We start from the raw sequence: 12,383 nt of genomic DNA, 5'->3' as shown, positions 1-12,383 counted from the left end.
TCGACAGACCTACTACACTGATCTCCATGGAGGACGAGGTCGATCGGCTGGTCGCGGCGTGGCGCCGGGAGCGCCCCGACCTCGACGTGGAGCCGCTGGAAGTGCTCAGCCGCGTCAGCAGGCTGGCCCGCCACCTCGACCGGGCGCGGCGGATCGCCTTCGCCGAGCACAATCTGGAGCCCTGGGAGTTCGACGTGCTGACGTCGCTGCGCCGGGCCGGGACGCCGTATCAGCTCTCGCCGGGGCAGCTGCTCACCCAGACCCTGGTCACCTCGGGCACGATGACCAACCGGATCGACCGGCTGGCGAAGAAGGGCCTCGTCGAGCGGCTGCCCGACCCCAGCGACCGGCGCGGGGTGCTGGTGCGGCTGACCGTCGAAGGGCGCGACCGCGCCGACCAGGCGCTCGCCGGACTGCTCGACCAGGAGCACGCCATCCTCGCCGAGCTGTCCCAGGCGCAGCGGGCCGAACTGGCCGCGCTGCTACGCCAGCTGACCGCCCCGTTCGACAATCTCCCCGGTTAGGTCGACCGGGCCGACCCCGGCGCGGCGGGCCAGGGCCACGGCCGCCAGGGTGGAGTGCACGCCGAGCTTGCCCAGCACGTTCTGCATATGCGTGCGGACCGTGTGCGGGGAGAGATACAGCCGCTCGGCGACCGCCTTGCGGCCCAGGCCGGCCACCATGCAGCGCAGCACCTCGCGCTCGCGCGGGGTCAGCGACTCCACCAGCCGCTCGCTCTCGGTGCGGTGCTTACGGGCGGCCGTCAGCTCCCGCAGCACGCCGGTGAGCAGGGCGGGCGGCAGATGTGTCTCGTCGCGCAGCACGCCACGGATAACCGCGAGCAGCCGGGAGAGCGAGCAGTCCTTGGCGACCCAGCCGCACGCCCCGGCCTGAAGGGCCGCCGCCGCGCGGCGCGGGTCGTCCCGCTCGGCCAGCACCACGGTGCGCACGCCCGGCTGCGCCGAGCGGACCCCGCCGACCAGCGAGATGCCGTCCGCCGCCCGGCCGGGCGCCAGCCGGGCGGGCACCGCCCGGCCGTTCGCGCCACCGCCGTTGACGGACCCGACGGCCCCGACGGCGCCGACGGCCCCACCGCCCATCAGCGACTCGGCGGGCGAGGGCAGGGGCTGCGGCGGAATGCCGACGGCACCTCCCGCCCCTCTGCCCAGATCCGCGTCGACCAGCATCACATCGAAGCGGCGCCCCTCCGACGCCCCGCGCTCCAGGCAGCGCAGCGCCGCTGGACCGCTCCCGGCCGCCGCGACCTCCACGTCCTGCTCGGCCGCGAGGGCGGCCGCCAGCGACTCGGCGAAGATGCGATGGTCATCGACCACAAGAACCCGAATACGTGCCACGGAACCCCCCACGACTCCGGATACGGAAAAACCCAGTGCGGGTACGGCGCCCGGTGCGGGGTCGCCGCAACCGCACGGCCGCCGCCGTGCTGATCACTACCCCACCCCGGGCGTCGTACCTGCCTGTCTCGCCCCCTGATACACGTCGGCCCCCACCGACGCTGTGCTCAGCGTACGGCCCGAGTCCGACACCGGGGGTGATTTTCGGCAAAACTGACCGTCGGCGCACCGACGTTGACCTGCTCCTGTGAGGATCGTGTTCCGTTGTGAGGAGTAAGTCAACGAAACGGTACGGGATTTGATCGGCGGAGCGATCAACCGACCCATTTGGTACGGCAGTTAGGCCAGACGCCGAGCCCCCGCGCTCGGCACCGCCGGGAAGATCCGCGGGGCCCGGTACCCGGCCGCCGCGAACGCCTCGGTCACCGCCTTGCCCACGGACTCCGCGTCCGCCTCCTCCACCAGCACGATCGCCGATCCGCCGAAGCCGCCGCCGGTCATCCGGGCCCCGAGCGCGCCCGCCGCGTTCGCCGTCTCCACGACCAGGTCGAGCTCCGCGCAGGAGATCTCGAAGTCGTCGCGGCAGGAGGCGTGTCCGTCGGTCAGGACCGGGCCGATGGACCGGGTGGCGCCCGCGTCCAGGCGCTCGATGACCTCCTCCACCCGGTGGTTCTCGGTCACCACATGGCGCACCCGCTTGACCAGAATCTCGTCGCCCGCGAGGGTGCCGAGGGCCTCATCCAGGTGTTCGTACGCCACATCGCGCAGGGCGTTCACCCCGAGCGCCCGCGCGCCCGCCTCGCAGGAGGCGCGCCGGTTGGCGTACGCGCCGTCGCCCAACTCGTGCTTGACCTGGGTGTCCACGACCAGCAGCCGCAGCCCCTCGGCCGCCAGGTCGAACGGCACCTGGCGCAGCGCCATCTCACGGGTGTCCAGGAACAGCGCGTGCCCCTCGGCGCAGCAGGCGGACGCGGTCTGGTCCATGATCCCGCAGGGCACGCCCACGAAGACGTTCTCCGCGCGCTGGCACAGCTGGGCGATGCGCATCGGCTCGAGACCCAGCCCGTACAGCTCGTTCAGCGCGGTGGCCGTCACCACCTCGAGCGCCGCCGACGAGGACAGGCCCGCGCCGGTCGGCACCGTGCTGGTGTAGTGCAGATCCGCCCCGCCGGCCCCGTCCCCCGACAGCACCCCCGCGTCGCGCAGCGCCCACACCACGCCCGCCGGGTAGGCCGCCCAGCCGCCGCGGTCGCCGCCCGCGTCGTCGGCGACCGGCGCGAGGTCGTCCACGCGCAGCTCGACGACGCCGCCGGGCGCGTCCCCGGAATGCAGCCGCAGCACCCCGTCGGTGCGCGCGCGGGCGGCGGCCAGACAGGTGTGCGGCAGCGCGAGCGGCATGACGAAGCCGTCGTTGTAGTCGGTGTGTTCACCGATCAGATTGACCCGGCCCGGGGCCGCCCAGACGCCCTCGGGCTCGACCCCGAACACCTTGCGGAAACCCTCCACCGCGCGGTCCGGGCCGCTCACGCTGTCGTTCACTTGCCAGCTCTCCTTCTACTGTGCGATGTGCTGTGCGAACCGCCAGGCGTCCGCGACGATTCCCGCCAGGTCGGCGCTCCTCGGCGACCAGCCGAGACGCTCCTTGGCCCGCTCGGCCGAGGCCACCAGGACCGCCGGGTCGCCGCCCCGGCGCGGGGCGGTCACCTCGGGGATCGGGTGCCCGGTGACCTGGCGGACGGTCTCGATGACCTCGCGGACCGAGAAGCCGTTGCCGTTGCCGAGGTTGCAGATCAGATGCTCGCCCTCGGCGGCGGCGCCCAGGGCCAGCAGATGGGCCTCGGCCAGGTCGGCGACGTGGATGTAGTCGCGCACGCAGGTGCCGTCGGGGGTGGGGTAGTCGTCGCCGTAGACGGAGATCGCCTCGCGGCGCCCCTGGGCAACCTGGAGGACGAGCGGGATGAGGTGCGACTCGGGGTCGTGCCGCTCGCCGTTGGCCCCGTAGGCGCCCGCGACGTTGAAGTACCGCAGGCTCACCGCGGCCAGGCCGTGCGCGGCACACTCCCCGCTGATCATGTGGTCGACGGCGAGCTTGGTGGCCCCGTACGGGTTGGTCGGCGAGGTCGGGGCGTCCTCGGTGATCGGGACCGTCTCCGGCTCGCCGTAGGTGGCGGCCGTGGAGGAGAAGACGAGCTTGCGCACGCCGGCCTCGCGCATCGCCGCGAGCAGCTCGGTGGTCCCGCCGACGTTGTTGACCCAGTACTTCTCCGGGTTCACGACGGACTCGCCGACCTGCGAGAAGGCCGCGAAGTGCAGCACGCCGTCGTAGGAGGGGTCGAGCCACTTGGCCGCGTCCTGGATGCGCCCCTCGATGAACTCCGCGCCCTCCGGCACCCCCACGCGGTGCCCGGTGGACAGGTCGTCCAGGACAGTCACCCGGTGACCGGCCTCCAGCAGATGCGCCGCAACCACGCTGCCGACATAGCCGGCACCGCCGGTGACCAGGTACTTCTTCTGCTGCGCATTGCTCACTCGCTCGCTACCTCTCGCAGTCGCTCGGCCGCGGCCTCCGGCGGCACATCGTTGATGAACACATTCATGCCGGATTCGGAACCCGCGAGAAACTTCAGCTTGCCGGAAGTGCGGCGGATGGTGAAAAGCTCGAGGTGAAGTGCGAACTCACCGCGGTCCGCCACGCTGAACGGCGCCTGGTGCCAGGCGGCGATGTACGGCGTCGGCGGCTCTCCCTCACCGAAAATCCGGTCGAAGCGCTTCAAGAGTTCCAGATACATCTGTGGAAACTCTGTGCGCGCGCCTTCATCGAGGTCGCGGAGGTCGGGGACGCGCCGCTTGGGGTACAGGTGCACCTCGTACGGCCAGTGCGCCGCGTACGGCACGAACGCGATCCAGTGCTCGCCCTCCAGCACGATGCGCCGCCCGTCGGCCACCTCGTCGGCGACCACGTCGTCGACGAGGTTCCGGCCGGTGCGCTCCCGGTGCTCGGCGAGCGAGCGCAGCATCAGCTGCGTACGGGGCGTGACGAAGGGATACCCGTAGATCTGCCCGTGCGGATGGCCGAGGGTGACGCCGATCTCCTTGCCCCGGTTCTCGAAGCAGAAGACCTGCTCGACGGAGGGCAGCCCGGCCAGCTCGGCCGTCCGGTCGGTCCAGGCCTCCAGTACCAGGGCGGCCTGCTCGGGGGTGAGGTCGGCGAAGGACGCGTCGTGGTCGGAGGTGAAGCAGACGACCTCGCAGCGGCCCGAGTCCCCGGCCAGCGAGGGGAAGCGGTTCTCGAAGACCACCACGTCGTAGTCGGCGGCGGGGATCTCGCTGTGCCGACCCTCTCGGGAGGGGCACAGCGGGCACTCGTCGGCCGGAGGGTGGTAGGTGCGGCCCTGGCGGTGCGAGGCGACCGCGACCCGGTCGCCGAGCAGGCGGTCGTGGCGGATCTCGGAGCTGGTGGCGATGGGGTCCAGGGGGCGCGGGTCGACGGCGTCGCGCACCGCGTCGTCGTGCGCGTCGTAGTAGATCAGCTCGCGTCCGTCCGCGAGCCGCGTCGCCGTCTTCTTCACTCCGCCAACTCCTGTCACTGCCAGTTGTCATTCGACGACTGCATTCAACACAACCAAACACAATGAACCACAACTCAACAGCGGCGTCAATGAGCGCGAAGGCGGCCGGACAAAGCAGGAGAATTCGGATACCTTCGCCGCACGTTTCCGGTGCGTTCCGTTCTGGCGATGAAGCGAGTGACTCATGACCGATCTGGCCGAAGGGCTCCGGCTCCCCACCAACGCACTCGACTACTCCATTCTCGTCCTCTACTTCGCGGTCGTCCTGGGCGTCGGATTTGCCGCCAGAGCGAGCGTCAGAACCAGCCTCGACTTCTTTCTGTCCGGCCGGTCGCTGCCCGCCTGGGTCACCGGTCTCGCGTTCGTCGCCGCCAATCTGGGCGCCCTGGAGATCCTCGGCATGGCGGCCAACGGCGCGCAGTACGGCGTGTACACGGTGCACTGGTACTGGGTCGGCGCGATCCCCGCCATGGTCTTCCTCGGCCTGGTGATGATGCCCTTCTACTACGGCTCGAAGGTGCGGTCGGTCCCGGAGTTCCTGCTGCACCGCTACGGACGCTCCTCGCACCTGCTCAGCTCGATCATCTTCTCGGTGGCGTCCGTGCTGATCGCGGGCGTCAACCTCTATGCGATGGCGATCGTGGTGGAGGCGCTGCTGGGCTGGCCGCAGTGGGTGGCCATCGTGGTCGCGGGCCTGTTCGTGCTGGCGTACATCACCCTCGGCGGGCTCTCTTCGGCGATCTACAACGAGGTGCTCCAGTTCTTCGTCATCCTGGCCGCCCTGATCCCGCTCACCGTCGTCGGTCTCAAGCGGGTCGGCGGCTGGAGCGGGCTGAACGACGCGCTCACCGACAGATACGGGCCGAACTTCACCTCCGCCTGGGGCGGCACCGGCATCGGCTCCCAGAACCCGCTGGGCGCCAACTGGCTGACCATCGTGCTCGGCCTCGGCTTCTGCCTCAGCTTCGGCTACTGGACCACCAACTTCGCCGAGGTGCAGCGCGCGCTGTCCGCCAGAAACCTCTCGGCCGCCCAGCGCACCCCGCTGATCGCCGCCTACCCCAAGATGTTCATCCCGCTGATCGTGGTCGTCCCCGGGCTGATCGCGCTGGTCGTCGAGCCGGGCCTGGGCACCGAGAAGAGCGGGCTCCAGTACAACGACGCGATCCCGCTGCTGATGCGCGATCTGCTGCCCAACGGCGTGCTGGGCGTCGCGGTGACCGGGCTGCTCGCCGCGTTCATGGCGGGCATGGCGGCCAATGTCTCGTCCTTCAACACCGTCTTCACCAACGACATCTGGGCGGCGTATGTGAAGACGGGCCGCCCTGACGGGTACTACCTGCTCACCGGGCGCGTGGTGACGGCGATCGGCGTGCTGGGCGGCATGGGGACGGCGTTCATCGCCTCCTCGTTCAGCAACATCATGAACTATCTCCAGACCCTGTTCTCGTTCTTCAACGTGCCGCTGTTCTGCGTCTTCATCATCGGCATGTTCTGGCGGCGGGCCACGCCCGCGGCCGGGTTCTGGGGGCTGCTGTCCGGGACCGTGGCCGCGATGATCAACTACTTCTGGCTCTACAAGGGGCATGTGATCTCGATCCCCAGCGACCAGGGGGCCAACTTCGTCTCGGCGATCGTGGCGTTCGTGTTCGGCGGGGTGGTGATGGTGACCGTCTCGCTGTTCACCGCGCCCAAGCTGGTGGAGTCGCTGGCCGGGCTGGTCTACGGAACCACCTCCCCCGGCATGGCCGAGCCCCCGGCGGCCGGCGACGATGCCTGGTACCGCCGGCCGGCCCTGCTGGGCTGGGGCGCGATCGTGCTGGCGGCGCTGTGCTACGTCCCGTTCTCCCTCTGACCTCCCGATACGACTCGCCGATCGGAGCCCGATGCGTCATGAGTGACGAGTACGAGTACCAGCGCCGGGTCGAGGAGTTGGAGGAGAAGTCCGCGACCGCGGCCCGGCTCTTCGACGTACGGAGGATCATCGGCGGGCTGTTCGTGATCTACGGAATCCTGGTCACCATCGCCGGGATCACCGTCTCGGAGGCGGACCTGAAGAAGGCCCAGAACATCAACATCAACCTCTGGACGGGCGTGAGCATGCTCGTCGTCGGGCTGCTCTTCCTGCTCTGGCTGAGGCTGCGGCCGACCGCCGCGCCGCACACCACGCCCGAGGCGGCGCCGGGGGAGGGGCCGGACGCGGGCGGCAGCTGAGCCCCGGCGGCACGGGCGCTACGGCGGCACGGGAGCTACGGCGACGGCGGCGTCTGGTGCTGGTGCGTAGCCGCCCGCTCCAGCAGCCCCGTGCGCGCCGCCAGGGCCGCCGCCTCCAGCCGGGACCCCACCCCCAGCTTCATCAGCACCCGCTGGACATGGGTGCGCGCCGTGCTGGGCGCGATCCCCATGCCCGCGGCGATCAGCCTGGTGTCCTCGCCGTCCGCGACCCGCATCAGCACCTCGACCTCGCGGGGGGTCAGCATCCGCAGCAGCCGGGAGCCCTCGTCGTCCGGCTGCGCCGCCGGGTTGAGCAGTTCGGCGAACGCGCCCTGTAACAGCTGCGGCGCCACGGCGGCCTCGCCCGCCCGCGCCTTCGCCATCGCCCGCTCGACGCCCTCGATGCGCTCGTCATGGCGCACATAGCCGGACGCCCCGGCCGCGAACGCGGCCGCGATGCCGCGCGGGCTCGGCACCGGGCCCAGCACCACCACGGCCACCTGCGGCCGCTCCTTCTTTATCCGTACGACCGGTTCGAAGGCGCCGGGCTCGGCGGGCGCCGCCGTGCCCAGCAGACACACCTCCGGTGCCCGGCTCACCACCAGTTCCGCCGCCCCCGCGCTCGGCGCGGCCGCCGCGAGCACCCGGTGCCCGCGCAGCTTCAGCGCCGAGGCGAGCGCCTCGGCGAGCAGCCGGTGGTCATCGACCACCATGAGTCGCACGCCCATGGGCTCCCCCCATCCGCGTCGGAACGAAGTCCCGGCCGCTCCCGGACCGCTTAGGGGGTGCCCGATGGATCATGCTGGGCTCCCGACGCCTGGCACGCCCATCCGCTGCGTTGTCGTCGTCGCACGCAGCGCCGCTGCGCTCTCCTCCTCCGCCTTGCGCCTGGACGCACCAGACGCCGCTCGCTGATCCAGCCTGATCCACCGGACACCCCCTAATGCCACCGTCCGCGCCAAGCACCCCCTCGCCCGTCAGGCCCCGCGCCGGGGCCCTGGAATTCCCTTGCCCCCGGGAAGCTACACGCTTGTTCGACGTTGTGCGCCCCTTACCCGGAAGAAGCCCCCCGGAATGCCGAAATCCCGGCCATTCGCGCCTACTTGACATCTAGTTGGCGTCCGAATCGGACCGATGCGGGCGTCCGCCGACAACGGCGGCGGCCCCGCCCGTACGCTGCGTACGGGCGGGGCCGCCGTGGCCGGCCGCGACTGGGCCTGGGGCCTGGGTGCCGATCAGCTGCCCGCGCCGAAGATCACGGCGAGCGGGTCGTTCGCGTCATAGCTGCTGCTGGGCTTGGTGGCGTAGCGGTCGCTCATGTAGAGCCGCTGGTTCGCGTAGGCGATCTCGTCGTACTCCGCGCTGAAGTTGGACTCCATGTCGTGCGCGGTGGCCTCGTTCTGAAGCAGCTTGTCCTTCTTGTAGGACTTGGGGTCGATCCGCCAGACCGCGCCGCCCGCGGAGTAGGTGGACTCCTGGTAGGCGATGACGAAGCCGTCCTTGTCCAGGCCCAGCGGGGTCAGCGCCGCGCGCTCGACCCCGTCGGCCTTGCCGATCGCCTTGCCGGTCTCCAGGCTGAAGGCGACGACCTCGTTCGCCGTGGTGCCCTCCGCCGCGCTGCGGCGGTCCTCCGACCCCATGAACAGCGCGTTCGCCGACTTGCTGATGGCGATCAGCTTGCAGCCCTCGACGTCGGTCGTCTCGCAGTCGGCGACGTACTTGCCGCCCTCCGTGGAGATCTTGCTGACGACCTTGCCCACCTTGGCGCTGTCGTCGATCGTCAGGAAGTCGGAGACCGAGGCGCCCGTGGAGTCACCCGCGTCGAGGCCGATGACCAGCGGGTCGGTGGACGCCACATGGACGTAGTCCAGGCCCGAGGAGACCTTGTAGGTGGACTTCACCGTGCCCGTCTTCGGGTTCAGCGTCTGCACCGTCAGCTCCGGGTTGTCGTACTGACCGCAGCGCCGCACCGCGATCAGCTTGTCGCCGCCGCCCGCGTAGCCGTCGTCCGAGCACTCCTCGCCGGGCTGCGGCTTCCACAGCTCCTTGCCCTCGACCGACCAGGCCGCGCCGCCGCTGGTGCCGCCCGCGGCGACGGTGCCGCCGCCGAGGGTCACCTCATCGAAGCGCATCTTCCGGTCGCCGTCGTTCACATGCCGCTGCCAGACCATCTTGCCGTTCTTCAGGTCGAACAGCCCGACCTCCGTGCAGGAGGGGTACTTGTCCGCCTTGGAGGGCTTGGCTTCCTGGAAGAGGACCGTGGTCAGGCCGTCCTCGGTGAGGTGGGCCGAGGACCAGCAGATCTGACCCGCCAGCGGGATGGTCCACTTCGGGTCCCCGCCGTCCAGCGGATAGCCGACGATCTTGTAGACATCGGCCTTCACGAAGGTGTCGTCGGTGACCCACATACCCTCGGTGGTGATCTGGTCCTTCACCTTCGGCATGTCGATCTTGTTGATCAGCTTCCCCTGGACGGTCTCGGGCGCGGGCACGTCCTTGCCGCCCGTCGTCCCCGAACTGCTGCCCTGGCTGGTCTTCTTGTCCTTGTCCTTGTCCTTGGCCTGGTCGTCGCCACCGCCGTCGCCCTTGGTGGCGAAGAAGATGCCACCGACGACGATCAGCGCGACCGCGACCACCGCGCTGATGATGATCATCATGCGCTGCTTGGACTGGTTGCCGCCGCCCTGGCCGCCCGGCGCGCCCGGCATGCCGCCCGGGTACGGGGCCTGGGGCGGGTATCCGTACTGCGGCTGCTGCCCGGAGGGGAACTGCGGCGCGGGCATGCCGACCTGCGTCGGCTGCGCGTGCACGGACTGCGACTGCGGATAGCCGTAACCGCCGGCGCCCTGTGGGGGCGTCTGCGGCATGGCCGACGGCGGAGGAGTCTGGGGCGGTCCGGGCGGGGGCGGCGGCGGGGCCTGGGGAGCCTGCGGCGGCTGGCCCGGCGCCTGCGGATAGCCGTAGCCCGGGGCGGGCAGGGTGCCCGGGGGCTGCTGCGGATAGCCGTACGACGGGTTCTGCGGTGCGCCGAAGCCACCCTGCGGCGGCTGATTGGGCGGCGGAGGCGGCTGTGACATCGGATTGTCCTTAGAGCGCGGGTCCGTGAGCCGATCGGCCTCCCCCGCGATCCCGGGGTTCAAAGCCCACCAGGAAGGAGCGAATCGGACACGCAACCCGCCAGTGAGCGGCAGGCAAGCGGGAGTTCTTTCTATCACCCGGTGCTATCAGGCCAAGGGCCGGTCTCAGCCTCATCGAACAGCTGAGACCGGCCCGTGACGCGACCGTTGCCCTTGTCCACACCGCCTTCACACACCGCCGCGGGGCGGCGTCGGCCGTGCGCCCCGCCGGACGTCCGCGAGACGTTCGCTAGACGTCCTCGGCGAGTTCCAGCCAGCTGGTCTCCAGCTCCTCCCGCTCCGCCGTCAACTCCCGCAGCCGCGCGTCGAGCTCCGCGACCTTCGCGAAGTCCGTGGCGTGCTCGGCGATCCGCTCGTGCAGCTCCGACTCCTGCTCACCGATGCGGTCCAGACGCCGCTCGATCTTCTGGAGCTCCTTCTTCGCGGCGCGCTGCTCGGCCGCCGACTTCTGCGCCGCGCCCGACTGTTCCGCGGCCTTCTGGCGGGAAATCGCCGCGGCCGCCGGTGCCGCGGCGGCGGCCTGGGCGCGCTGCCGCCGCTCCAGGTACTCGTCGACGCCGCGCGGCAGCATCCGCAGGGCCGCGTCGCCCAGCAGCGCGAGGACCCGGTCCGTCGTCCGCTCGATGAAGTACCGGTCGTGGCTGATCACCACGAGCGAGCCCGGCCACCCGTCGAGCAGATCCTCCAGCTGGGTCAGCGTCTCGATGTCGAGGTCGTTGGTCGGCTCGTCGAGGAACAGCACATTCGGCTCGTCCATGAGCAGCCGCAGAATCTGGAGCCGGCGCCGCTCACCGCCGGAGAGGTCGCCGACCGGCGTCCACTGCTTCTCCTTGGTGAAGCCGAACTTCTCGCACAGCTGCGAGGCGGTCATCTCCCGCCCCTTGCCCAGGTCGACGCGCTGCCGCACCTGCTCCACGGCCTCCAGCACCCGCCAGGACGGGTCCAGCTCCGCGACCTCCTGCGAGAGATACGCCAGCTTGACCGTCCGGCCGACCACCACCCGGCCGGCGGCCGGCTGCCGCTCGCCGTCGCTGGCGGCCGCCTCGGCCATGGCCCGCAGCAGCGAGGTCTTGCCCGCGCCGTTCACCCCCACCAGGCCGATCCGGTCGCCGGGGCCCAGCTGCCAGGTCAGATGCTTGAGCAGCACCTTCGGACCGGCCTGGACGGTCACGTTCTCCAGGTCGAAGACGGTCTTGCCCAGGCGCGAGTTCGCGAACTTCATCAGCTCCGCGGAGTCGCGGGGCGGCGGTACATCCGAGATCAGCGCGTTCGCGGCCTCGATCCGGAACCGCGGCTTACTGGTGCGGGCCGGGGCGCCGCGGCGCAGCCAGGCCAGCTCCTTGCGGACCAGGTTCTGCCGCTTGGTCTCCTCGGTGGCGGCGATGCGCTCCCGCTCGGCCCGCGCGAACACGTAGTCGCTGTAGCCGCCCTCGTACTCGTGCACCGCACCGCGCTGCACATCCCACATCCGGGTGCAGACCTGGTCCAGGAACCAGCGGTCGTGGGTGACCACCACCAACGCCGAGCGGCGCGCCCGCAGATGGCCGGCCAGCCAGGAGATGCCCTCGACGTCGAGGTGGTTGGTCGGCTCGTCCAGGACGACCATGTCCTGCTCGGCGATGAGCAGCTTGGCGAGCGCGATCCGGCGGCGCTCGCCGCCGGAGAGCGGGCCGATGACGGTGTCCAGGCCCTGCGGGAAGCCCGGCAGGTCGAGCCCGCCGAACAGCCCGGTCAGCACGTCCCGGATCTTGGCGTTGCCCGCCCACTCGTGGTCGGCGAGATCGCCGATGACCTCGTGGCGGACGGTGGCGGCGGGGTCGAGCGAGTCGTGCTGGGTGAGCACGCCGAGCCGCAGGTCCCCGGCGTGGGTGACGCGGCCGGTGTCGGCGGGCTCCAGCTTGGCGAGGATCCGGATCAGGGTGGTCTTGCCGTCACCGTTGCGGCCGACGACGCCGATCCGGTCGCCCTCGTTCACCCCGAGGGAGACGCCGTCCAGCAGCGCCCGGGTGCCGTACACCTTGCCGACGGCTTCGACGTTGACCAAGTTGGTGGCCATCACACTCCTGTACGCGGATCGATCAGCGTCCCAGGGTAGTCGCCGCGCGAAG

Annotated in this window: 10 protein-coding genes; 3 read left to right on the top strand and 7 right to left on the bottom strand. The window is 70.8% G+C overall.

Annotated elements, in window-relative coordinates; all coding sequences use genetic code 11:
- Positions 1–26: 26 nt before the first annotated feature.
- A complete protein-coding gene (locus ACH4S9_RS09290; protein WP_311726340.1) occupies positions 27–524 on the top strand; it encodes a MarR family transcriptional regulator in 498 nt (165 codons plus the stop codon).
- Here the strand turns inward: ACH4S9_RS09290 and ACH4S9_RS09285 are convergent.
- From ACH4S9_RS09285 to galT, 4 genes are all read right to left on the bottom strand, one after another.
- Positions 483–1,355: a LuxR C-terminal-related transcriptional regulator gene (locus ACH4S9_RS09285; protein ID WP_385348722.1), complete on the bottom strand. Its 873-nt coding sequence runs from the start codon at positions 1,353–1,355 to the stop codon at positions 483–485. The two genes, ACH4S9_RS09290 and ACH4S9_RS09285, sit on opposite strands and share 42 nt — an antisense overlap.
- Positions 1,356–1,694: 339 nt before the next feature.
- Complete coding sequence (gene galK, locus ACH4S9_RS09280) at positions 1,695–2,894, bottom strand: galactokinase (protein ID WP_398370879.1); 1,200 nt, start codon at positions 2,892–2,894, stop codon at positions 1,695–1,697.
- A 15-nt stretch (positions 2,895–2,909) separates the two neighbouring features.
- Positions 2,910–3,884, bottom strand: coding sequence for a UDP-glucose 4-epimerase GalE (gene galE / locus ACH4S9_RS09275; RefSeq protein ID WP_311726343.1), 975 nt, complete (start codon positions 3,882–3,884; stop codon positions 2,910–2,912).
- On the bottom strand, positions 3,881–4,924 hold the full coding sequence (gene galT / locus ACH4S9_RS09270) for a galactose-1-phosphate uridylyltransferase (protein WP_385348716.1): 1,044 nt from the start codon (positions 4,922–4,924) through the stop codon (positions 3,881–3,883). Before galT ends, galE begins: the two co-directional genes overlap by 4 nt.
- Positions 4,925–5,108: 184 nt before the next feature.
- Between galT and ACH4S9_RS09265 the strand changes: the two genes are divergently transcribed.
- A complete protein-coding gene (locus ACH4S9_RS09265) occupies positions 5,109–6,779 on the top strand; it encodes a sodium:solute symporter family protein (protein WP_398370876.1) in 1,671 nt (556 codons plus the stop codon).
- A 38-nt stretch (positions 6,780–6,817) separates the two neighbouring features.
- Positions 6,818–7,138, top strand: a complete 321-nt coding sequence (locus ACH4S9_RS09260) for a hypothetical protein (RefSeq protein ID WP_358843242.1) — start codon at positions 6,818–6,820, stop codon at positions 7,136–7,138.
- Between the two features lie 35 nt (positions 7,139–7,173).
- On the opposite strand, the gene ACH4S9_RS09255 is transcribed toward ACH4S9_RS09260, so the two are convergent.
- The 3 genes from ACH4S9_RS09255 to ACH4S9_RS09245 form a co-directional block, all read right to left on the bottom strand.
- Positions 7,174–7,866, bottom strand: coding sequence for a LuxR C-terminal-related transcriptional regulator (locus ACH4S9_RS09255; RefSeq protein ID WP_311726347.1), 693 nt, complete (start codon positions 7,864–7,866; stop codon positions 7,174–7,176).
- Positions 7,867–8,373: 507 nt separating this feature from the next.
- A complete protein-coding gene (locus ACH4S9_RS09250) occupies positions 8,374–10,215 on the bottom strand; it encodes a hypothetical protein (protein WP_398370873.1) in 1,842 nt (613 codons plus the stop codon).
- 289 nt (positions 10,216–10,504) lie between these two features.
- Positions 10,505–12,331, bottom strand: coding sequence for an ABC-F family ATP-binding cassette domain-containing protein (locus ACH4S9_RS09245; protein ID WP_385348704.1), 1,827 nt, complete (start codon positions 12,329–12,331; stop codon positions 10,505–10,507).
- Between the last annotated feature and the right edge of the window lie 52 nt (positions 12,332–12,383).

This window comes from Streptomyces sp. NPDC021225, from assembly GCF_044332865.1.
Classification (GTDB): domain Bacteria; phylum Actinomycetota; class Actinomycetes; order Streptomycetales; family Streptomycetaceae; genus Streptomyces.
The sequence above is the reverse complement of the archived record's forward strand: the minus strand, read 5'-3'. Positions and strand labels throughout refer to the sequence as shown.